The organism is Shimia sp. (genome assembly GCF_049116215.1).
In the GTDB taxonomy this organism is placed as follows: domain Bacteria; phylum Pseudomonadota; class Alphaproteobacteria; order Rhodobacterales; family Rhodobacteraceae; genus Shimia.
Genome location: NZ_JAGDZB010000003.1, coordinates 803,443 through 825,315 on the forward strand (window position 1 = coordinate 803,443; position 21,873 = coordinate 825,315).

Genomic DNA, 21,873 nt, shown 5'->3' on the forward strand with positions numbered 1-21,873 from the left:
TGATTTTCAAGGGCGGATCATGGCCGACGAGAATGACCTGAGAATTGCGGAGCTAAAACTTGCTCAAACAAAGGAGCAAACCCTACACCACAAGGCAGACGCCGACGCAAAGAAGCGCGTCGCCTACTTCAACTTTGTCTTAGGTGGGCTAATTGGCGGCCTTGTGGCTTTTGGAGGGTCTTACTTGAACTTCCACAATAAGGACCGAGAGATTGATCTGGAACTTGCACGTATAAGCCTCACGATCCTTTCCGGTGACTATGAAAAAGACAACGAAGACTCATATCCTGCCAGAGTGTTTGCCTTGGACGCCCTGCAGGCAGGAACTGGTGTGACAATTTCTGACGCCAACAAACAAGCGTGGGCAAGGACCGGAAACACGCCGGCTGGAGACAAGTTCCAGCCCACCTCTCCCCAATTTTTCAAAAACCTTGGCTCTGTTTCGACCCCAAACCTCGATCAGGAACGGCTCCTCATGTGGGTGCAAGTTCTTGAAAACGAAGATTATGATTCCAGTCCAGAGGTGTGTATTCTCGAAATCGAGCTCGGCCCTGTAGCACCCAATAAGAAGTGCGGGAAGTACGTTTTTTTTGAAGAATCAACCAACTTGACCTGTGTGTATTTCCCCAACGGCGGGAAGGTCGGTTCGCTTCGGTGCGGCCCTTTGACCGGCATGTCCAGAGAGGACTTGCCTTGGTGACAAAGAGCCCCCGTAAGCTTACCCACCTGTGAGGTCAGCGCGGTTTTTGGCGGAAGTATTGAGATGCCCTGAACGCCTGTTGAGGCCAGCGCAAAGGGCTATCCAAGAACAAGGCAAAGATCAGAGCTATCCAGAGCCAAATCGGCTGTTCATTTACGACAATTCGCTCCACCTTGTCCGCACGCACCTGATTGGTGTCGCTGGTTTGACGAATATCGCGGGCGGTGGTTTGGCGGATTCTTTGGTTTTTGATTTCCGTTTCACCTATTGTCTGGGAATTGATCTTGCCCGCCTGGACATTGGCGGCAACGTTTGGACTGCCACCGGCTAGCAGCTTTAAGGCCCCCGCGCCGCCGCAGGAGGATAAAAGGACCACGATCAGCATAGCTAATGCAGCCCGTCTCGTATGCACTAGCCCACGCCCTTCATGCACAACCGGTATTCATGCGCCCGCCGGTTCACTAGTCCGCGCACAATTCTACCTCCGGCATGGTTCCACCAGGTCAGCGCCTTGCAGCCGCCGGCGATGTCACCCGCATTCAGACGGCGCGTGGCGGTGCTGCGCCCTGCCCCGCGAATACCCACGTTGTAGGCCAGCGAGACAAAAGCCGCGTCCCGTTCCGGCGTCAGGCGCTCTGCGCGGGTGTCGTAGGTGAAATACCCATGCAGACCGGCTCGGAAATCGCCCGTGAGGCGCTGCTCCAACATCGCACGGCACTCTGCACCCGTGGCCCGTTGCCAAAGCCGCACGCCTTTGGTTTCGCCATAGCAAAGCGTCGGCACACCCACGATGTCCACGTAGGCGCAATGCAGGGCCGGATCATCGCCGCAGCGATGTTCCCCCTCCCAGTGGATCACAAGCGGCACCAACACGCGCATGGTGGCGCGCTCGCTGGTTTGAGCCATGGCCTGAGAAGACAGGAGCGCTGTGAGCAACACGACCACCGCAAGAGTTGCTCGCCGCTTCCAAGCACCCTCGCGAGTTTGCAAGACCACCCGCCCAATAATGCCCAATGCAATGACCATCAGCTGCAAAGCCGACCACAAAGCAGGATTGGTATCGGTCCCGAACAGCCAGTAGATCAGGTCGGGTAGGACCGTGAGGGCAGCCAGAACATAAAAGGCAATAGCAGTGTATGAGAGGCGCAACTCGCGGCCCCATCCGTTCACAAGTTTCATTGCATTACTCCATAAAAAAAAGCCCGCTCAAAGGCGGGCAAACGTGAGTTCGGTTTTTGGTCGGTTGTTTCTATTTAGGCCAAAGATTGAGGCCCTTGAGCGCGGCAACAGTGCCGCCAGCGAGCACTACAAGCCCGCCTATAGTTCTCAACTTGGAGATCACTCGGCCATTGATTTTGTAGGCAAGAATGATCTCACGCAATGTGGTTCCATCCTGCACAAGCCGGCGAAGTTCGTCCCGACTCTCCTTGTCCTCAAACATCTCGGCAAGCGAATGAAGGGCCGCGTGTTCATCTGGCGAAAACTGGCTTTTAATGTCCATTTCTGCGGTGTTCCTTTTCTTGATGCTGCTGCAACCGGGGCGAATGGGAGATAGCCTTTGAAAAAAGGTCATTCGACGTCATGTTGAAACCGGCGGCCAATGAGTGTCGGCCCGCCAATCTGCGGGAAGCTCATCCAAGTCTTTCAAAGCCCGGGCCGCGAAGATATGAGACCGCTTGTGCGCCATTGCCGCCTGACTGAATTCAAAGCAAGTGTTAGCATCCATTTCGACACTCATATTGTCGGCTGTGATCCACACGAAGTCTGTATCCGCATCGGCCCAACGCAAGTCACCTAACTCGGCATCCAGCGCAACTGCGATGCCCGCGGAAGCTCCCGCGCCGGTGATGTTGGCCACGCTGTCCGCGTCAAAGTCAAAGCGATGACCATTGAAGGAAAAGCCAGCAGCGATCCGACGATCTCGCTCAACTGTAACCGCCCTATTCTCTTCCTGGCGCTTCTCGCTGCGTTCAACAAGGCTGCTTTCAGCGACACGTTCAATCTTGATCATTGGCCACCTCTATTGTCTGCGAAGTGGGCAGAGCCGGCAGCGGATAATGCGCTTCTACGCAATAGGTTCCTGCGTCAAATTCGAACTCAAAAGGGGAGTCACTTGGGTCCGCTGCATCCCTATGAAACAGCACATGACCCAGCTTATCGTCACGAACTTGAACGTACAGAATCTCGTCAAATGTAATGGACCAACCACCATCAATCTGCACCAGACTTGGGGTCTGCTTCCGAGGTACAAGCAGGCCCTCTGTGTTCAAATAGTGCCCCTGAAACTTACGAGGCGGGCCATCACATTCAACAAACCCTTCAGGCACTTCAGGACCGGAGCCGCCACCAGTCACGTAAGTGCCAGTTTCATCGAACTCCAAAAAATAGCGCATCCTAGATCACCGTGGCTTCTGCGTGGATGACGATGTCATCAATGTTGGTATAGGTGGCTCTGGTTCCAGTACAGGATGGCGATCCCGTCGTAGAGCCGATGCTGCCTTCGTTAGTACGGACCAGCACCCGAACTTCGACGTTTGCGTAGTTGCCAATCAGGTGGAAAGTTGGATCGCCCTCAGGGTAGACCCAATTGGAATTGTGGTAGGCGGAGGCATTGGACGTATAAGCCGTTTTCCAGCTCGACCACTTTGAGCCAGTTTTGGTGCGATACTGTAGCTGAATATACGTCCGCTTGGCTCTCCGTGAGATGTTGTAGTCATCTTGGCTCGACCTTTGACAGCTGTAGGACTGGGACCGCCGTCGCCATCTGCCCGAAAATGCGATATGCCACATATGGTCAGAGCTGATTGGTCCCAGAGTAAGTGAGCCGGCTACCTGATTGTTGTCCAAACCCCGTGCCGTAAAGTTCTCATAACTGAGGCGATCAGACCCCGCCCCAACCTGTATCCAGTCGCGGACGACCATGTTTTTGAATTCAGCAGATCCATCAGCTCGAACCGCCCATCCTGACACGCCAGGAACATAGTTGTCCGAGTTCATGTTGTTGGTCACGGCACCAACAGAATACGGAGCGGGCTCTGAGCTATGCGCTGAGGTTTCCGCGGAATACGGCTGAAACACAAATACGTAGCTGTTTGAAGAACCGCTGTTTGTAGGGTCTTTCTCAATCACACAGGAGAAGTGTGTAGCACCAGAAGGTGCCCGCTCCTTGACTCGGTACAGTTTCCACTGCTCGGGGTGATTTGAGACGCCGCTATTGTTGTTCTCCAGCGGCACGAAAGCGCTGGAGATGTGCGTCCCATCACGTCCCCTAAACATTATTTTTAGCCTGCCACCACACCTGAGTGTACTGACCCGTGCATGGAATTCGTACCATCGTCCGCCATAGCATGGCACGCCCTTGGCTATGTTGCTGCCTGAGCCTAGCGGCCTCAGATAGGTCCTGACATATTTGCCCGACGGCCGGTGCGAACCGCTTTGTTTAATTTCCAGGGTAGGCAACGAGGCTGAAGCCCACGATGCACCCGCCGCCCGGAGAGAAACGGACGTTTGTCGCTCCAGTGTCGTATCAGTGACGTACACTCCGACACGGTTTATTCCCGTCAGAAACGAACTGTCATCAATCAGATTGCCCCCGCTTGTGAACGTGACCTTGTCTGCATTGACTGACCCCACATCAAGATGACGTGCCTTGATCGCGCCATCTACAACCAATTCTCCCGCCTGCATTTTCCGGATGCGGATGTCGTCTAAATACACTTTTCCGTTTGAAGTACCGGTATTGTAAACTTGGACGCCAATCTGTGTGCATCCAGCAGGTACTGTGAAATGCCGTTCCAAATGTGTCCAAGCAGTGTTGGGCAAGTCGGATGCGCCATATCCAACTGCGGAAACGTATGCGTTTCCCGCACCAGGTGTTGAATTGAAAAACCGAAGCTTGCGGGTATTTGATGTTCCGTTCCAGGAACTCGTGCGCTTCGCCCAAAACTCCGCTCGAATTTTCTCTCCAGGCGACACATTGATAGTCTGATGGAATGTCGCGGTGCCAGCTGACCCTGCTATTTCAAGGGATCTGGTTCCGTTCAACACATTGGAAGCTGTTGCGTTCAGCTTCATGCCGCTGGCAAGGGCAAACGGCAGGGTTGCTTCATCCTCAAAATCGCAACCGAGCGCATAATTGGTTGGGTCCGTGACGACCAACAAAGGCGTAGTGATTGACTTCTCGGCAATGAAACGCGCGCCGTTAGCTCGGATGGCAGCGCCGCCTCCCCCCACGTTGTCCCACGCAACCAGTTCAAGCTCTGCTTCATTCTGACCCGCAGCCGCTCGGAACGTGTACGCCGCGCTGGCACGCCCCAACATATCTGCGACAGCTGATCCGAAGTTGGACACACCGGCTATCACACCGTTGGCAGCAACCCCCATCTGCGTGAGGAAAGAGGCGAAGGCGCTTTGATCAGTGACATCCAATCCTTGCATCTTGGCGATTGAGGCGCTGTTCTCAGAAATCGAAGCCTCCAAACTAGTCCGCGTCGCAGCAATTGCTGCACCGGTCTGTGCCGAAGTCATATATTCGGTCGTCAATCGCGCACTCAGGGAACCGATCGAGCCAGAAGGGCCTTCCAGAGTGGATTGCAGTGTCTGTGTAGCGCTTGTGATCGCTTCATTGGCCGTAGCAATCGTGTAGTAGTTATCCGAGAGCGTGGCTGACACCGCGTTGATGCTGGCTTGTAAGACACTCCCTTGCGATTGTAGTTCGCCATCCAGAGTAGCCAACATCGCGTCACGAGTGGCGAAGGCCGAATTCAACGTGCCGAGGAAGCCCGCCGTTAGTGCGTTGTGCTGCGCCGAAACGACATCCGCCGCATCTTGAGCCTCAATGGCCGCCTGCGCCGCATTGTCGATGCGCTCGACAAGCGCTGGCGCAATATCCTCTGCTCCCAAGTAGACCGCATCAGTGGTGGCCTCTAGCCATTCTGTCCAATCGCTTGCGCCATCGAGATTGACCAATGCCCGAACTTCGTAGGTTGTTTCGGGCAAAACTCCATCGCTAAACACCACAGCCCCAGAAACCACTGCGGCGCTCGTACCCTGTGCCACCATCACCGCAGTGGCTTTGACCCGGCATTCCCATGACACACTTGAGGCTTCGACTTGTGCCCACGTCAGCCTGAGCGCAGGCCGGCGCCCCCTTCCTTCAGCATCCCCAATCAGAATGGCAGACAAGCCCACACCTGGCAGAACGAGCGGCGGCGGCGCTGTGCGATTTACTGGTGGGTAGTCAGTGGGAAGTTCATAATCAGAGCTCCAGTCGTAGTCGCTGGGATCTCGCTCGCGCAGGACGAACTGGCTGCGCAGGCCACGCAACTCGGTTGTCCGCCGCGTGGCCTCAAAAAGCTTGGCTTGATAACCGTTTCTCTCGCTGGACCAGGACACACACTGCAGTGGTGTAACAAAGGCTGCATCACATGGCAGAGGAACCGTGTGGCGAATGAAACGGCGCGCGTCTTCGACATAGGCACGGGCTAGACGCTGTCCCTGCAAATCGTATGGGCAAGCCTCAAGCGTCAACTCAGTCGCCAAGCGGCGATCGCGGTCTTTTGCTTCTAGGTCACTCCTATAATGCGGAGGCGCATCGGCCATTTCCCAACTGGCAGAAGGGCTTGGGAAACTCACTCGAACTCCATTGACTGTCTCAGACAGACCAGGCCAAGGATCCAACTCGCTCGCTTCACTCACCAGCAAATCGCCATCGGTAAAGAAGTAGACCGGCAGTGAGGGCGGACCCACACGAATGTGCCAAACGCCGCCATCATCAACCACTTCGCCAGAACAAGCGGCCAACAGCTTTTCGAGGATTGCAGCAGGTTCCTGGTCCAGAAACACCTCAAAGCCACCGCGATACTGTGGCTCCGTACCGCCACTCTTACGCGGGACTGCTAAATCGCATTCATTCATCGCGGCAGCCCAGACAGAAACGGGTAACTCTTCAGCCGTCGCCTCGCCCCCCCAAACATCGCCTCCCGGCAATTCAACACCACGCTTAATGTTGTAGGCCATCACCGCCAAATTGGTGCTGTGCTCATACGTGGACGCTTTGCCCCAACGGTGCGCCCCTGCCCCACCCGCGGTACTATCCTTGCGCACGTCATAGAGTTTGATGCCGTCCAACTCGAAACGGAAAGCCGAGAAGCCATTCCATGTCTTGGCGTCAAAGGTCTCAGTGATGATTGCATATGGCCGATTGCGCCCGATCATGTCCCTTGACCAGGGGAAGTCCGGATCATTGCCATACTTGTCCAGCATCATCGGGTCAGCTGCAGTCTGAGTTCCGTCATAGAACGTGATCCACATGCGGTCCTGATAATCACCCTCGATCTCATAACCGTAGTCGCTATGAGCCTTTGATCCGATGGTCACTGGCTCGCCGTTTACAAACAGTCGCCTCAAGCCTTCGACCGGCAAGCAACCCAGTTCGATAACGTAGGTCACCCTATTGTTGGGCGTGCCACCGACCGTATGAGTGAGCGTCGGACATACAGCTACACCCGCTGTCGCGTAGTGGCCGACGACGAAGCTATCCGGGTTCACACCTCCCGTCAGTGTATGCTCTGTTTGAATACCGCGCGATTGTTGCTTGGGCTTGCCTCTCAAGGCCGCGGCAACCGCGCTCAAAGCGAAGGAGGCAGCGGTTTTTAAGACAAAGCCGCCAAAGGCAGTTCCTGCAAAGGCTTTCAGCCCCGCCAGGAGCGGCGCAAGAGCAGCCGCATGAGCAGGGCCAGCTGCCAGCACCAGCGCCAAAGCGAGCGTTAGGAGACGGATCATACGCGGAAGGCCATTTTGGCTTGGATCAATGGAACAGAGCGCAGGCCATGCGGATCAGCGGCCCACACATAGGGCCCCTGCACCACTCCAAGCGCCTCGCCACCGTCACCATCAAGGACGGCAATGTCGCCCACTTGAGCGCGCAGCACGGGGATTTCCTCAAACAATGAGGCGACCAGGGCCACGTGGTCCTGATGTCCCTTCGCTGCGAGCAATTTTTGCCCTTTGGCCAAGCTGCGATATTGACTGCGCCAACCACGTGCGTGATCCACGCCTGTCATCGCCTTGACCGCCCCTGCCACAAACAGTGCGCAATCGTGTGTGCCATAGCGAAAGGGCTTGCGCGCCACGTCCTCAACGTAGTCACGCAGCGCAGAGCGCCAATTTGGAAGTCTCATTGCTTCTTCATGCCTACGTAGGTTTTGACCGCACCGGAAACAGTGTTGAAACGCAAAAACCGATCACCGGCCTGCAATTTCTGGGTTGCATCGCTGCGCTTTGTTGGGCGCGTCCGTGTCAATACGCGTGCGGTGGACACCAGGTTGCACGTAACGGTCGCGGTCCCGCCTTTCTTGCCACTCACCAATGGGGCCTTATCCAACCAACCACGAAACACGCGATCCAAACCGATCAGATTGTTTGTGCCGGCATCAAAGCGTGCGAGGTGAATTTGCACTGGAGCCTGGCGCGCATCATAACCACGAAGCAGAATTTCCACTTCGGCCGCAATGCCAGAAAGCGTGACGGTCTGTGACTGCACGTTTAGGCCCTTTTGGGCAATCAGCGGCGCAACACTCAACGCGCCACCTCCGCCCATGTACTGCCGCGTCTGTCCATCAATGTTGAAAGACTGGTGGCGCGCGCCAGTCCAAAGACCAACTGTTTCGACGGCATCGGTTTCTCGGTTCTTGGCTTCAAACCAGATAAGGGCCTCTGCAACTACAGGGCCCCGCGCGACGGCTGGAAATGTCATGATGTTACCTCAGTGTTTGTCGCCATTTGAAGCGAACACCATCCGCAAGCAGGCCAGGCTTTCGCAAACCGCCAGAGAACGTATCCGGCACATAAACCGCCTGAAGCCGCGGCTTTGCCAAACGCACGATCGCACCCGTAGTGATGCCTGTTGGAATGAAGGGCTGAACCTCGATCCATCCCGTAGCAGTGGATGATTGCGTGCTGGAGAATTTACTGCCCTGAACAACACGAAAGTAGTCATAGACGCGTGGGCTATTTCCGTGGGCGACAGAGATGTGATCCCCTGAGGATACCCTAAGCCCATGTGGCGCACCCTTGAGCTTTAGCTCACGGTTATTGCTGCGCACCTTATCGACCATCACCGTGTTTCCGCCAAGAATAGACCCATCCGGATCAGCAGCTCCATTGGCGTGGTAAGGGTCTCCAATGAAGAACGAGCGCCCCGGTTGTCGCAGCAAGTCGATTTTGGAGATGACCTGATCCATGTCCTGAACAGTGTGTGCCGCAATTTGAATCCCACCGTGCCACAAGCGTGGACCGGTCGTGTTTGTCAAAACCTCACCGCCGCCGGTCTGGCTGCTTTCCATATTCTCTCCAAGAGCGAAGGACAGTGACGTAAGGCGGAGACCGTCGAAGAAATCCGCCAGAGCAAGAGGAAACGTAAAAGCCATCAACGCCCCCTCGGATCGTTGGAGATTTCTTGAACCCGATCGGGGAGCGCACGATCGTATTCCCCTAAGCCTGCCTCAATCACCCGGACGGATACATTTTGCGCCTCAGACCGCGCGATCGCACCAATCTTCCCGTCATCATTCACAAGCACTTCGACTTGAACACGACCACTTTCGCCGCCTAGCTGATGGTTAGGGATGATGGTTCCGGAAGTTTTTGGCTCAAACCACTCTGGGCCTTTTTCGCCAACGATGTAGCCCTTGTCCGACTGCACCGGCCCACCAGACTCGCGGAACCCACCAAAGATACCCGAAACAATATCGCCAATCGTCGAGAAGAAACCTCCACCGCCGCCTTTGGCTCCCTCAAAGTCGAACACCTCTAAAATTGCTTCCTTGATGCCTGACTGCAGAATGTCATAAGCGATCCCCTCGAAAACATTGGCCATATTTTCGCGTAAGTCTTCGCCTCGAGTGGCTGCACCGGCCAAAGCTCTGGAAATCCCATCAATACCGTTGGCAACATGGTCGATATCGTCTGGCGTTTTTTTGAGCTTGCGGCCTAGCGTGCCGACATCATCACCAAGGCCACCCACGCTTGAGGCTGTTGTCGCGGCGCCTGCACCAAGCCCCTCAAGGGCCTTTTTCAACTCGTCGGCTGCGTTGGCGCCGTTGTCCATTTCGGCATTTGCAACATCCATTTGAAGGATCAGGGTCATCATGGCGTCGACCGCCTTTTGCCACCCTTCATTCACGAGGGCTTTGGCTTCGTCTTTGGCCGCCGCAGCTTGCCCTTGGAAATCGCTGACCCTGTTTTGCAGGTCGTAAACTGTCGCACCGGCTCGGACCGCGTATTCGTGCAAACCAAGAGCAATTTCATCTGCGCCCGCTGCCCGCGCCCCATCGATTACCGAATGCAGGAAATCAGCCCAAATCTTCTGGATATTGCTGATCACCTGAACAAAGCCCGCCTGAATGGTCAGCCACACAGCATTGAGGGCAGGCCCGATAGCCTTCGCAGAGGTCATAATGCCATCCCAGACGCCTTTCGCGAGATCGCCCAGAGCCTGCAGCGCACCGCCCCAACCACCGGTCGCGACGACCAGCTTGTTGAAATACATGATCGCAATGCCCAACCCTACGACCAGTGCGCCAATTCCTGTCGCGATCATCGCGCCGCGCAGTGTCACGAAGCCAGCAGCCGCAACGAGCGCACTACTCCCTATCGCCGCGAGTGTCGGGATGTAGCTGGCGGCAAGAACCGCCGCACCGGCTGTCGCGAATGAATTGATTGCGTCCAGATTGTTCGCCACGAACTCAAGCGCAGGTACAGCGACAGTGAGCAATGCGGTGCCAACCGAGATCCCTACATCGCGGAACTTCGCCATTGCAGCATTGATCCGCTGGTTTCGGTCTAGCATCTTTTCGTATGCCTGAAGGGTCATGCCGCTTTTATCAGCCATGTCCTGCATGATCTGGGTGAACGTAGCTCCTGCGCCACCGGAGAAGGCCAGCGCTGCGCCCAGAGCCTCGACCGACCCAAAAAGCTGCGCCATTATTTCCTGACTGCCACCTGTTTTCTCGATCACTTTCTCAAGGAAGCCTGCTAATCCTTGGCTTTCCAGCGCGGCCGAATTGAAATTCAAGCCAAGCTGTTTGGCAACATCGCTCGCCTCTTTCGTGGGTTTCACCACCGAAGCAATGACCTGGCGCAGACCAGTGGTCGCGCTTGCGGTACTCAAACCCTGTGTCGTCAGCGCAGAAACACCAGCCACGACTTCATCGAATGCGATGCCGGAAGCCGATGCGAGCGGCACGATCTGACCCAGCTGCGAAGAAAGCTCCGCGATTGTGGTTTTTCCTGCCCTCATCCCGACGAACAGCGCGTCGGAAACCTCGCCAGCTGTAATGCCGGCTGCTCGATAGGCATTCATGGCCGTGGTCAAGCCATCAACGCCGGTTACGGTGTCCGTAACTCCGCCGATGGCAAGTCGGTTGGCGGTATCGATGATCTGGTTGGCTTCCTCGACCGATCCCGCTCCGGCAGAGATTGCCTGATAAAAAGCCTGCACCTGCGGCGTGGCATAGGTGCCAAAATCCTTCGCCATAGACCGAGCCTGACGCTGGATGTATGCTAGCTGCTCCGGTGTTCCTTCGATCAAGGTTGAAACCTCAGAAAGTGCGGATCCAAAAGCCCGGGCCTGCGTGATCGAGCTGCCAAGGGAGTTTATCGACAGAAACCCAACTGCTAAACCGCCAATGGCGCGCCCTAGCTTTGCTGCAGAGGATGTGACACGGCCAGCCGCGGTTTCCGCTTTAAGAGACTGCTTCGTGAAGCGGCCCAGAGCATAGCGCCCTTTGTCAACTTGAGTACTATCAATCTCTAGGCCTAGCTTAGCTATGTCCAACGGATTTGCCCTCATGTTCTGTCAAAGGTTCTAAGCCCAGCGGATTGGTCCCAATTGCCTTTCCTTCAAGGTAGGCCCTACTCAAATTGACCAAGGCTCGTGCCTCCCAAGGCTCGCAAATTGCTTGTGAAGACGACTGATAGGCATGGACTTGGAGCCAATCCAAAGCTCGCTCGCTGCCCATAGCGTCAAAATACGTTGGGCCAGCCTCCATCAACGCCTCTAGCAGATATTGGCCAGCCTCTACTTCCGGTATGTTCAATTCCCGCTTTTCGACCTCCCTTATTTGGGTAAGACGATCATGCGGCCAAGTCTGTTCGCCATCCTTTGCAGGTATAGCGTGTAGCCATCCCCATTGCTTGGCCGCCAAAAGTAAGTCGCCTATGCGGGATTGAAAAAATTTGCGCGAGACTGCGCGAACTGTACGACTTGCTCGACCAAGCCATCAGAAAGCAGCAAGAACTCGCGCTTGTTTTCTTCGGTCGCCTCCATTGTCTTCCCGCCTTTCTCAAGGCCGTGCATTGAAATCACCAGAGAGGACGCGAAAGCCAATCCGACCTCCTTTTCCTCATCCGAAATGTCGCCGTTTTTCAGAATACTGGCCTGCAAGTCTCGCGCCTGCTTCTGCACTGTCGGACTTTCAGTACCGCGCACCATCAAGAAAACCTTCTGCGCATCCTTTGCAGCGTCGATCAGCTTACCGTTTTCATCGGCCCCCTTACCTGAATAAAGCAAATGGCCCAGAGCTGGGTGGCGCAGGTGAAGTTTAGCGCCTTTCTCGGCGCCAGTTTTGGTTTCCAGTTTTGAAAAGTCCATGTCGATATTCCTTGGCTTCCAGCCCAATTTTGGGGCGAGGCCGTGAAGCCACGTGGCCTCGCCCAAGGCTCAAACCAAGGGGTTAGGAGCCTTTAACTGTAGTGATGCCAGTCTGCGCTCGCATCTCAAACGAACCACCTTTGTTGGTGCTCGCCGTGCGCTCTGGCTCAGCAAGGTTTGCGACGAGGCCCTGGAAAAATTTGGCGTCACCGTCCAAGTCCAAGATTGCGAATGTGTGCACGGTGTTGGTGTTGTTGCCCGCCTCTACAATCGCCTGCCCTGCATCGCCGCGCTCGGTGATGAATGTCACCGGCACGTTGCCGACATCTTTGACGCCATTGAAGCGCGAGCGACGGCCTGCCTTGAGAAGATCGAACGTTGTTTCGTCCGATTTGTCGCCCAGCTCACCGATTGAAACGATTTTGCCAATCTCGACCAGCGAAAGGGCCTCATAGCCCACTTGGTTTTCGGTTGCAGGGGTAGCAGCGGCGATGCTCAGAGTTGAGCCAATGAAAGTGGACATGATGCCCTCCTATGCTTTGGGAAAGTCTGGGCAAAACCGCCACGACGTAACCAGCCTGCCCAGATGACCGGATTACTTTTGGGGCTTGATGCCGTTGTGGAAAACCACAAGCACTTCGCCGCCTTCTTCCAGTGTCTCGCTGACTTTGCCGGAATAGGTGACGCCGTTGTCCAGCACGAAGCTGATTTCTTCACCTGCCTTGGGGGCCTTTCCCTTGAAGGAAAGCGTAGGAGAAGTGACTGCCCCGACAGTTTGCGGGGTGATCTTCCCACCCGTGATTATGTTGTTAGCATCAGCCATGCTGCGCCCTCCTTGATTTCTCGATTGTCTATGGTCTCAGGCCGACAACATGGCCTTCATTCGGATGGTGACTGGCACTCGCCATTCACTTCCATCCTGAAACGGTGCGCCGATGGTTGGGCGCAGATGCACAGTCGCGTCAGAGATGCGCGTTCCGATCGAGAAATGGTCGATTACAGACTGCACGATCTTGTCGCTGGGGCCACTCGATGTACCTGCCTCGGTTACAACCGAAATTTGGAACAGCAAATCAGCGCGGCTGTCGCCCGCTAGAGTGGCCGTAGATTGCGCTACTGGGCCGTGATCAAACTCAACCCGCGGCGTGTCGCTCTTTGCGGCTTGATTGGCCCAAACAGTGGATGGCCGATCGCCAAGACCTTCAAAATGGTCCTTTGCCGCTTGGATGATTGTGGCTTCGTCGCTCATTTGAGCCTCGCTGCGTTTGTGGCCACAAAGAACTGCCACTGTTGAGCTGCGCCGCGCGCATAAAAACGCCCTGCGCGTCCTGCGGCGCCGTATTCGACGGGCCGCGCATACTCTGCTGTCCAGCCTCCAAACATCACGTCTCCCACTTTCATGCCTGCTATCGCGAGCATGTAGGCGTTTGAGCCTGTTAAGCTGGTGGATCCGTTCAGGCCGGCCACGAGGCTGTTGCGTAAATGGCCAGTATCAACAGGCATGTTACCGCCTTTAGAAACTGGCGTTTGAGCGAACTCAAAAAGGTCCTGTGCGGACTGCTTCAGAACAAGCTCAACGTTGCGCTTGGCCTTCTCAGACCAGGCATGAACCTGAGCAGAAAACGATTGCGTCATTGCGCCAGCGACAGCCAGTCAATCTTGGTCGCCGCGTAGCATCGGCAGTTGATGGTTTGCGAACCAGGCGCCCCAAGAGAGCCATCACAAGGGTGCTTGGCTTTGGACCCGTCCGGGAACACAAAAGGCTGCCCAAGAACGACAGTTTGCCCGTCCATCGCCGCGTGATCCTGACGCGTACGAGCATCACCGGTCGCGTCCCATTGAATAACAACCGCTTGGCGGGGTACTTCGCCACGCTCGACAAGCTGATCAAGGGCTTCCAGGCGGCCGGCATTCATGGCCGCCATGCCTTCGGTGCGTGCCACTGCATCAGCGCGTACCTTTAACAACCGATCGGCATAGCGTCCTGTGATTTTTGCAATGGTGCGCTGGTTGAGCTTGCGCCCTTCCGACATCGCTTTTCGCACAGTTGTGTCAAATCGGCGATCCCGACTGGCCCGCTTGAAGTACCCGCCCAACATGCTCGGATCAGAAAGTTCAATCCTCATCCTGCGAACAGCGGCCGCCTGATTGCAGTGTAGCCCGATCAAGCCTCCTTGCCGCTGATTTCCCTGTACTCGCCCCGCAAGATCAAGCGCCGTAGCGCGTGGGTTCCGGCCGGAACGTAAACCGGCCCGAATTGTGTCAGCGACCAGCCGCCGTTGATCCTCTGTGATTTCGGCAATCAGACGCGCGGAGTGTTCACGAACCCACGCCTCAGCCCTCGGGTTCCTCCCGTTGAACCTGATGATCAGTGGCCCAGCTTGTGAGCCTGTCCAGATCCGCTTTGGGAGGCGTGACATCTGGTAGATCCCCCCGCTGTAAAAGGCTTCGCCGAGTGCTCTGTCGAGAGGAGCAAAGAACTCCGGCCCGAGATGCAAAACTTTGAAAGCCGCATCCAGATCACCACGATCGATAGCGTCTTCCAGGAGGCGGAGCTGAGAGGCAGATCGAATGTCTTGCACAGCCTCAGAAAAGGCCCGCTTCAGCGCTGGACTGATCTTGTCCAATTGCTCCATGAACGCTTGTCTTGTGTCCTTGGGCATCAGCGTTTCACCTGAACCGTGTACAACAAATCGACGCCGCCAGGCGCCTCCGCATCAACTCGCAAAATCTTGCGACTAACCCCGTCAATCTTGAGCTTATCAGCTGTCGTCGGAGCAACCTTCGAAGAAACAACATAGGCAGCTTCAGTGTGTTCTACCAGCGTGCCCTTTGCCTTGAGCTTAGACAGAGATTCTTGCACCGCGCTGCAGCTCGCCTCGATCGGAGGGCCGTAAGTCGGATTGCTCTCCGATCCAGACCTCGCGCCTGGCTGTTCGATAATGGCTTGCACACCCACCTCGGCCAAGGCGTCGGCGACCTCTCCAGCCACCCCTTCCCAATCAACGCTCATACGACCAAAACACCAACGGACACATTCAGAAACGGCGTAAGAAGCGCTTCGATAAGCGTTGAACGAGGAGCCGCACTGTCCGGACCGGAGGCGTTGCTAACTGGCGTCCACTTGATACCTTTCACTTCAGTCAGGACCTTTTGCTCTGACGGAGTGAAGGTCTTGGAAAAGAACCCCGGTTTATCCAGTTCATAGCCGGCCGCGATATAGACGGCCTGCTCCACTTCCGGCTGGCTTGTGTCTTGGTCACTGAACCGGGCCACGTAGTGCGCCTGAATGTAATCAGACGCGCGTGTCAGGGCCGCTGCGACCTTGTCATCCCCCGCTGTCTCAGGTTCCACGTTGCCTCGCGCCGTGTGATAGGCGCGGAACCCTGACAGGGAGCCAATCATCAGCTGGACGCCTTCGCAGCTTTGATGGCGGCTACAAGCTCGGCGTCTGTGGTGTCGTCGTTAAATTCAACACCTGCCTTGGCGGCATTGGTCTCCAACCCCTGACGTTTCTTTGTTTTCTTCTTTGCTGAGGTGATCTTCACACCGTCTGCCTCAAACTGCGCGAGTTGTTCGTGGCTCAGTTCCTCTGACAGCTTCAGGGTGCGGGTTTGGCCGGGCTTTACGATCTCAAGCCCACCATAGACTTTGAAGGCTTTTCCGCGGTGCGCGCCATTCTCGATTGTGTATTCCATGGGTTCTCTCCTTGCCAGGCGGGAGGCGAACGCTGCCGCCTCCCGATCAAATCAAGTCAGGGTGGCTTTGCGCAGAACGCGTGGTTGCTGGCAGATGTAGAGCGGGTAGCTGTAGATCTCACCCTTGCTCCACATGTTCCGGTCACGATCTGGCACGTTCATCATGTAGACGTCGCGACCTGGCGTGTTGATGAAGCCCATGGTTTCCAGTGGCGCCATGGCCTTCTTGAACACATCACGCGCGCCAACGGGGAAGAACTTCGCTTCATCCGTTGGAATGGCAACAGTCGACCCATCATCGGTACCACGGTAGTTGTGCCAGGTGATGCCGCCGTAGTGGAACGCGCCGAAAGCCTTGTTCACCTTCAAGTCCGCAGCGGCTGACCAGTTCAAGTAGGCCTTTTCGACATTTGGATGTTTAATGAGAGCATCGTAGAAGTCATCCCCTACAAGAGCGTGAACGGAAGTGCTGCTGGTAAAAGCCCCGCGGGAAGTACGCGCCATTGACCGCGTCAACTGGTGGCAGAGGCCGCGGATATCAGTTGTGCCCACGTCCAGTTCAAAGGAAATGGCGGCTTCTTCGTTCTCACCAAATTCCGAGAAGAAATCGTAGATCACTGTCGTGCCGTCAGCATCCAGCAACTTACCCTGCAAGGCCCCCAAACGGTGGTGTTCGTGGGTGAGCTCAAGATCCTCGCGGATGCGCTTGGAGCGGCGCGCATACTCGGCTTGAACCGCCGCAAGTTCGGTCTCCGAGCCAAACCCGCGTATGCCGTCCAACTCGTGTGCGTAGAGCGTGAACTGCTTTGCAAGGCGCGTGGTCTTCAGAGAAACCGCATCACGGTCATCGCTTTCCAAAACCTCTGGCGCCGAGCCATCCGCCGAGGTCGGGATCAGCGTCAGCTTGCCGTCTCGACGATCCACGAAGATGTTGCGGGTCCGAACCGGCATCGGCTCAAAAAGACCCAAGCTGCCAAGCAGAGACGGCTTAAAGTCCATCTTTTCGATCATGCCTGTCAGGGAGGTCGTCGAAAACGCGGAATTGTTGAAAATGTCCATTGTCGCCATTGGTCAAACCTCCTTAGCGAACGACGATGCCGAGCGCTTCCAGCGCAGCGTTCGTCGCAGTTTCCTGAGCGGCGTTTGCACCGGCCGCATATGTGAGTTCGGATTGCTGGACCTCCGCGTCACGCTTGATGACGGTTCGGCTCGCCTCTTCTGCACCGATACCAATCAGCAAAATGCCGGCTTCGTTTTCGGAACCGTCAGTTGCTCCGGCGTCATAGCGCACGAACTTGCCAGATGAGGTGACCTTGCCGAGAACGGTGCCGGTTTCCAATGCACCGCTTGTAGCGTCCACAATCTCTTCATCGCGGGACCGGTGGTCGTTGGCCTCCGAAATCAGAAAGGCTGCGTTCAAGCGGCCTTGGGTGAGAATGGCCATGGGTCAGGCCTCCTTTTTCATATCGACGCCAGCGGAGTCGAAAACGGCTTTGCCCCACGCATCAGCGTTGTCGCCGTCACGGGGTTTAATGATGGTGTTCAGGGGATCGTCAGAGACGCCAGAGACGTCTGCCAGAGCATCAAATCGGGCTTCGATGTAGGCCTCGGACTTATCCGCGACGGCTGCATCACCAAGCTTGGTGGTGACAACCGCCTTCCGGATCTCGGCATCAGAAACGCCTTCGGTCTTCACGTCCGGGTCGATCTTGCGAGCGGCGTCAACCAAGGCCGCCCGGACTTCCACACGGGTATCAAGATCCGCATCAGACAGCTGCTCGCTCTTGAGCTTCTCGATTTCAGCGTCCTTGCCAGCGATCTCTTTGTCTTTGTCCGCGAGCTCTGCTGCATGAGAGGACTTGGTGCCATCCAGAGTTTTATTGCTGGCGGCCAGTTGGCCGCTCAACTTCTCAATGGCTTGCGCGCCCGCGTCGGTCGTTTCGACCTGCAAGCCATCCACCAAGATTTTGCGCAGTGACATAGTTGTTTCCTTTCGTTCTGCATCGGTGAGAGGGCTTGCGCCCCATGTGTCCGCGCCATCGCCGATGCGGCATTCGCTCCCCGCCCGGCCCTTGGGCACAATTGCGAGGTGATTGATCCGGATATCGCGCTGGATGGCGTCGTAGGCTTCCCCGTCCGGTGTGACGCCGTCTGCCAATTCAAGGCGGCAAGTGTAGCCGGCCGAAAGTTCGCGAGTGCCGCTCTCTACCGCTTTGATGGCTTCCGCGTCTTTGACGATCAGCGGCAATTTGATCTTGTTGCCATCCCATGTGGCCTCAGTGGACACCTCGCCTTTGGCCAGGTCTTTCCAATTGTCGGCCGTCACGCTCTCAGGGTGGCCAAGAGTGACTGGCGCATGACTGAAGGTGCGCAAGCTCTCCGGCGCCCGCACTTCGTCTTCCGGCCGCCAGACCCGTACGATCTCACGATCTGCGAGCCCCACTTCTGCGCCGGTATAAAGCTGGATGCCCGACCGAACCGCGAAGGCTTCAGCCACAAAGTATCCTTCCGCAGTTTTGCGGGTGCCCGCCAATGTGGCGGTGTCAGTGAATTTCATGGTTAGGCCTCCAAGCCCGGCTACTCGTCTTCTTCGCCTTCCGCGAAGTACTCGCCCACTTGCGCTTCCAGCCCCGGTGCGACACCCGTTTCAGTAAGCGCTCCAACGAGCGAGGCACCCACGGCTTCTGGCGGCAACAAGTCCATTTCAACAACCTTCTTGAACGCGCTGCTGATCTTGTCTCCCACCTCAGCGCGGTCCTTTTCACTCAGCTGCTTGAGCGGCACCCAGGTATAGAAAACGTCGGCAGGACGACTTCCCAGGGAGCTGTGAATGATCACTTCATCCAAAACGGACATCGCATCACCTACGTCCATTTCTTGAATGGTTTGAATGCTATCGTAGTAGTTGTTCAAGTCACCGTCGCCGGTCGCATTCATCCCGTCGGGGGATTGACCAAACAAACGGGTAACCGGGATATCGGCGGCGCCACTCACCACAGTGAAGAACTTCGCCATAATGTCTGGCAACTGCGCAAAGCTGGCGCTCTTCTGCCCAACCGTTTCGGCTGCATCATGCACCAGAGTGCCGTTGATGCTTTTGGCTTTCTCCGCCAGCGACAGGCGCTCGAGCACCAAGGCTTCCGTTTTCGGGTTGCTCATCATTCTGGACAGTTCGGGAATTCCAATCGTGTCCACTTTTGCCTCAAAAACCAGAGACGCGATGTTGGCGACCGTGCTGTCTGCCTGCTTGGTTGCGTGCAGGACCGTTTGAAGCACGCTGTCGCCCCAAGGATCGATGTTAATAGAACCTCCGCTGATTTTCTCCGCGCCGGTGAAGATCGCCAAGCGACTTGGGTGGATTTCGTAGAGCACACCTTCGCCTGTAGTGAGAGAGTAGCTTTGGGAAAGGCCAAAGGTCTCCGAAGCGATCACAAAGTCCTGCTGCCCCGGGGTTAGATCGAACTTACTTAGAACCGTGAGGTATTTCAGGCCATCCTTGGCCACGCGCGTCGGGTTGAGCGGCTTGGACAAGTCCCGATCCCCAGTCCCTATGAGAATGGCAGCCCCACCCTCGAGCCGGGCCATCTTCATGGCTTTGCGAACTTTCTGTCTAAGCTTCAGGCGCTTTTCGGTCGCCTCCAGTTTGTTGACCATCTCGGTTTTGGCCTGCCACGTGCGCCACTTGCGCGTTGCGTCGTCCGCCGGGATATTGATGACTTTGCGCGGCAACCAGGAAGACCGGTAAGCCGCATGCAGCTGAACCTGAGACAACTGAACGAACTGATATTCGCTGTGGCTGGCTTTGTCCCGATCAGTACCAAGGTTGGCCACCAAGTTCCGAATACCGTCTTTGATTTGAAGAATGGCGCCCATTACAGAAGGCTCCCTAGATCATAGGTGCTGGCGTCACGCGGTCCGTTCGCCATGATGAATGCATCTGCCTTGTTCGGAGACGCTATCTCACGCTTGGCGAGGTCTTTTTTGCTCTCGACTTTGGACTTCCCGCGCGTGTCCACGTCCTTGCGCGGTGTGGATAGTTCGTCGATCAGATCTTCCAGGTGGTCGCAGTCGCTCGAAATCGCGATGAGCTCTTCCTCAGGGAAAGTCATTTGCCGCTCCACCGCGTTGAAGGTGTTGCGGAACCTTGTTGCCACTTCCCACCAAGCCTGTGCTTTCAGGTTGCAGTAGAAATCTTCATTCAGTGGGGAATTGTCATCGTTGGCATCTATCCGTTGGCCTTTGTTCAAAACCTCGCCTGAAGCGTTGAACTTTCGGTATTCGATGCTTGTTCCCTCAGATTGGTTCAGAGCCTGGAAGTGCCCTCCGGCAAAAGCCCCTACCCCAATGCTGTCGTAGTCAATCTCTGCACTCATCTGGCGCGCTCTTGCATGGACGCGGGTTGCGGACTTCAGCAATTGATCTTCGCCGGCCGCCCATTCCTCGACGCCCACTGTCAGGATACCGTAGGCCTCAACCAATGCGTTCTTGTCTTCTCCGCTGTCGGCTACGTCAAAGCCAATCCTGCGCCGCCCTGTCGGCTTGATGCCGAGCTTCTTGTGCGCGTCGATCGCGGCCCGGATCCAGCTACGCTTGATGATGACCTGGTCATCGTCCTCGATCGGCTCGCCGCCATAGATGTTCACGAACCCCTCAGGGTCCGTTTGCTTCTTCTTCGCAATCACACGAAGCATCGTCTTGGTCAGGAAGGGGTTTTCGTCGTAGTTGATCCGGCGCTTTATTGTGTCCCCCACAACGCCGTAGATCTCTCCCTTGATCCGCGTTGAAGGCGTTCCGGTGACAAAGGTCCGGTAAACAAAATCCGTAACCAGCTTCGGGTTGAAGATGATCCAGAACTGACTTGCTTCTCCGCGGAGCGTTGGCTCCAAAATCTCCCATTGCTCTTTGGTGAGGCCGTGGGCTTCCTCAATCCAGCAGATGTCTATCCCCTCAAGGGACTTGATCTCATCGATGTGGCGCCAGAGCCCGTAGAACAGGAATTCTGATCCGGTCCGCTTATGTCGGATGCTGTCCCGCGTGATCTCGAAGTCATCTTCCAGACCGAAGCGGGCAATCTGAATTTTGAGTAGTGTGTAAACTGACTCTGCGATCTTGTTCTGAAACTGGCGAGCGCAGAGGAACCGCACCTTGAAGTTGGATGCCAGGAAGATAGCGAAACCGGCAGCGTCCCATGACTTCGAAGAGGATCTACCCCCGTATAAGACCCTGTTGCGTGCCGGAGTTGTCCAAAACTCGCGCAGCGCTGGGTTAAGCGTCGGTTGCGTCACCAGCCGGAGCGTAGAAGTCAGACAGGGTTCGAACGCTCAGTTCCCCACCTATTTCTTTCTTGTCGGCAAGGCCCAGATCACGCGCGATGATGTTGGGGTTCAACAACTCCGCGGCCGCGCCCTCAAACTTCTGCTGTCGGATGATCTGCTCCACACGCGTCATGACCGACGACAAATCTTTGCGGGATTTCCGCCACTCCCTCCAGGTGGACTCAGCGATATCCAGAAAAACGCAAAGCCCCGTGATTGTCATCGCGCGCATCTTGTCCAGGCGATGAACCTTTCCTCCCACGACCTTTGCTTCTTTTAGAGGGTTTGCTGCTGCCCATTCAAAATACTCAAGGCATGCATCCCAAAGGTCGGTGTCATGTTGAAACTTGGGGTTTGGCCCGTGAGAGCTACGAGCTTCCCAGAAGCGGTTACCTTTTGGTGCTGCCATGCAATGAGCCTCCCTTTGAATTGCGCTATGTCGGTTTCGGAAAGGCAGATAAAAACCAGACCGAAGGAGTCTCCAAAACCGTTACCCTACAAGTTGGG

The 21,873-nt window shown here is 56.1% G+C and carries 26 protein-coding genes; 2 read left to right on the forward strand and 24 right to left on the reverse strand.

The window, feature by feature from the left end; genetic code table 11:
• The first annotated feature begins 19 nt into the window (after positions 1-19).
• Positions 20-700: a hypothetical protein gene (locus JXR15_RS12520; RefSeq protein WP_422053540.1), complete on the forward strand. Its 681-nt coding sequence runs from the start codon at positions 20-22 to the stop codon at positions 698-700.
• A gap of 34 nt (positions 701-734) precedes the next feature.
• Here the strand turns inward: JXR15_RS12520 and JXR15_RS12525 are convergent, their stop codons facing one another.
• Together JXR15_RS12525 and JXR15_RS12530 are read right to left on the reverse strand one after the other, a co-directional pair.
• On the reverse strand, positions 735-1,085 hold the full coding sequence (locus JXR15_RS12525; RefSeq protein ID WP_422053541.1) for a bacteriophage spanin2 family protein: 351 nt from the start codon (positions 1,083-1,085) through the stop codon (positions 735-737).
• A gap of 26 nt (positions 1,086-1,111) precedes the next feature.
• Positions 1,112-1,879: a lysozyme gene (locus JXR15_RS12530; RefSeq protein WP_422053542.1), complete on the reverse strand. Its 768-nt coding sequence runs from the start codon at positions 1,877-1,879 to the stop codon at positions 1,112-1,114.
• 43 nt (positions 1,880-1,922) lie between these two features.
• Between JXR15_RS12530 and JXR15_RS12535 the strand changes: the two genes are divergently transcribed.
• Positions 1,923-2,255 carry a hypothetical protein gene (locus JXR15_RS12535; RefSeq protein WP_422053543.1) on the forward strand — a complete coding sequence of 111 codons (333 nt, stop codon included), beginning with the start codon at positions 1,923-1,925 and terminating at the stop codon, positions 2,253-2,255.
• Positions 2,256-2,279: 24 nt separating this feature from the next.
• Here JXR15_RS12535 and JXR15_RS12540 read toward each other — a convergent pair whose 3' ends face one another.
• The 22 genes from JXR15_RS12540 to JXR15_RS12645 form a co-directional block, all read right to left on the reverse strand.
• On the reverse strand, positions 2,280-2,711 hold the full coding sequence (locus JXR15_RS12540) for a DUF4376 domain-containing protein (RefSeq protein WP_422053544.1): 432 nt from the start codon (positions 2,709-2,711) through the stop codon (positions 2,280-2,282).
• Positions 2,698-3,093 (reverse strand): hypothetical protein, encoded by a 396-nt coding sequence (locus tag JXR15_RS12545; protein ID WP_422053545.1) that lies wholly within the window; start codon positions 3,091-3,093, stop codon positions 2,698-2,700. Before JXR15_RS12545 ends, JXR15_RS12540 begins: the two co-directional genes overlap by 14 nt.
• Position 3,094: 1 nt before the next feature.
• A complete protein-coding gene (locus JXR15_RS12550) occupies positions 3,095-7,483 on the reverse strand; it encodes a hypothetical protein (RefSeq protein ID WP_422053546.1) in 4,389 nt (1,462 codons plus the stop codon).
• Complete coding sequence (locus JXR15_RS12555) at positions 7,480-7,881, reverse strand: DUF6950 family protein (RefSeq protein WP_422053547.1); 402 nt, start codon at positions 7,879-7,881, stop codon at positions 7,480-7,482. The genes JXR15_RS12550 and JXR15_RS12555 overlap by 4 nt, the downstream gene beginning before the upstream one ends.
• Positions 7,878-8,456 carry a hypothetical protein gene (locus JXR15_RS12560; protein WP_422053548.1) on the reverse strand — a complete coding sequence of 193 codons (579 nt, stop codon included), beginning with the start codon at positions 8,454-8,456 and terminating at the stop codon, positions 7,878-7,880. Before JXR15_RS12560 ends, JXR15_RS12555 begins: the two co-directional genes overlap by 4 nt.
• 4 nt (positions 8,457-8,460) lie before the next feature.
• A complete protein-coding gene (locus JXR15_RS12565; RefSeq protein ID WP_422053549.1) occupies positions 8,461-9,129 on the reverse strand; it encodes a hypothetical protein in 669 nt (222 codons plus the stop codon).
• The gene (locus JXR15_RS12570; protein ID WP_422053550.1) at positions 9,129-11,552 is read right to left on the reverse strand and encodes a phage tail tape measure protein; all 2,424 of its coding nucleotides are present in this window, start codon (positions 11,550-11,552) and stop codon (positions 9,129-9,131) included. The genes JXR15_RS12565 and JXR15_RS12570 overlap by 1 nt, the downstream gene beginning before the upstream one ends.
• Before the next feature lie 366 nt (positions 11,553-11,918).
• On the reverse strand, positions 11,919-12,419 hold the full coding sequence (locus JXR15_RS12575) for a hypothetical protein (RefSeq protein WP_422053551.1): 501 nt from the start codon (positions 12,417-12,419) through the stop codon (positions 11,919-11,921).
• Between the two features lie 16 nt (positions 12,420-12,435).
• Positions 12,436-12,876 carry a hypothetical protein gene (locus JXR15_RS12580; RefSeq protein ID WP_283428095.1) on the reverse strand — a complete coding sequence of 147 codons (441 nt, stop codon included), beginning with the start codon at positions 12,874-12,876 and terminating at the stop codon, positions 12,436-12,438.
• A gap of 72 nt (positions 12,877-12,948) precedes the next feature.
• Positions 12,949-13,176, reverse strand: a complete 228-nt coding sequence (locus tag JXR15_RS12585) for a hypothetical protein (RefSeq protein WP_283428094.1) — start codon at positions 13,174-13,176, stop codon at positions 12,949-12,951.
• Positions 13,177-13,212: 36 nt separating this feature from the next.
• On the reverse strand, positions 13,213-13,602 hold the full coding sequence (locus JXR15_RS12590; protein ID WP_422053552.1) for a phage tail terminator-like protein: 390 nt from the start codon (positions 13,600-13,602) through the stop codon (positions 13,213-13,215).
• Positions 13,599-13,856 carry a hypothetical protein gene (locus tag JXR15_RS12595; RefSeq protein ID WP_422053553.1) on the reverse strand — a complete coding sequence of 86 codons (258 nt, stop codon included), beginning with the start codon at positions 13,854-13,856 and terminating at the stop codon, positions 13,599-13,601. Before JXR15_RS12595 ends, JXR15_RS12590 begins: the two co-directional genes overlap by 4 nt.
• Positions 13,857-13,984: 128 nt before the next feature.
• Positions 13,985-14,479 carry a phage minor head protein gene (locus JXR15_RS12600; RefSeq protein ID WP_422053554.1) on the reverse strand — a complete coding sequence of 165 codons (495 nt, stop codon included), beginning with the start codon at positions 14,477-14,479 and terminating at the stop codon, positions 13,985-13,987.
• A 536-nt stretch (positions 14,480-15,015) separates the two neighbouring features.
• Entirely contained in the window at positions 15,016-15,366 is a 351-nt protein-coding gene (locus JXR15_RS12605) for a hypothetical protein (protein ID WP_422053555.1), read from the reverse strand.
• The gene (locus JXR15_RS12610; protein WP_422053556.1) at positions 15,363-15,758 is read right to left on the reverse strand and encodes a hypothetical protein; all 396 of its coding nucleotides are present in this window, start codon (positions 15,756-15,758) and stop codon (positions 15,363-15,365) included. The genes JXR15_RS12605 and JXR15_RS12610 overlap by 4 nt, the downstream gene beginning before the upstream one ends.
• Complete coding sequence (locus tag JXR15_RS12615; RefSeq protein ID WP_422053557.1) at positions 15,758-16,051, reverse strand: hypothetical protein; 294 nt, start codon at positions 16,049-16,051, stop codon at positions 15,758-15,760. Before JXR15_RS12615 ends, JXR15_RS12610 begins: the two co-directional genes overlap by 1 nt.
• Positions 16,052-16,102: 51 nt before the next feature.
• Positions 16,103-17,119, reverse strand: a complete 1,017-nt coding sequence (locus JXR15_RS12620) for a major capsid protein (protein ID WP_422053558.1) — start codon at positions 17,117-17,119, stop codon at positions 16,103-16,105.
• 13 nt (positions 17,120-17,132) lie between these two features.
• Entirely contained in the window at positions 17,133-17,495 is a 363-nt protein-coding gene (locus tag JXR15_RS12625; protein WP_422053559.1) for a head decoration protein, read from the reverse strand.
• A 3-nt stretch (positions 17,496-17,498) separates the two neighbouring features.
• Positions 17,499-18,608 carry a DUF2213 domain-containing protein gene (locus JXR15_RS12630; protein ID WP_422053560.1) on the reverse strand — a complete coding sequence of 370 codons (1,110 nt, stop codon included), beginning with the start codon at positions 18,606-18,608 and terminating at the stop codon, positions 17,499-17,501.
• 20 nt (positions 18,609-18,628) lie between these two features.
• A complete protein-coding gene (locus tag JXR15_RS12635) occupies positions 18,629-19,924 on the reverse strand; it encodes a DUF1073 domain-containing protein (RefSeq protein ID WP_422053561.1) in 1,296 nt (431 codons plus the stop codon).
• On the reverse strand, positions 19,924-21,336 hold the full coding sequence (locus tag JXR15_RS12640; protein WP_422053562.1) for a PBSX family phage terminase large subunit: 1,413 nt from the start codon (positions 21,334-21,336) through the stop codon (positions 19,924-19,926). Before JXR15_RS12640 ends, JXR15_RS12635 begins: the two co-directional genes overlap by 1 nt.
• The gene (locus JXR15_RS12645) at positions 21,317-21,775 is read right to left on the reverse strand and encodes a terminase small subunit (RefSeq protein WP_422053563.1); all 459 of its coding nucleotides are present in this window, start codon (positions 21,773-21,775) and stop codon (positions 21,317-21,319) included. Before JXR15_RS12645 ends, JXR15_RS12640 begins: the two co-directional genes overlap by 20 nt.
• Positions 21,776-21,873: the final 98 nt, after the last annotated feature.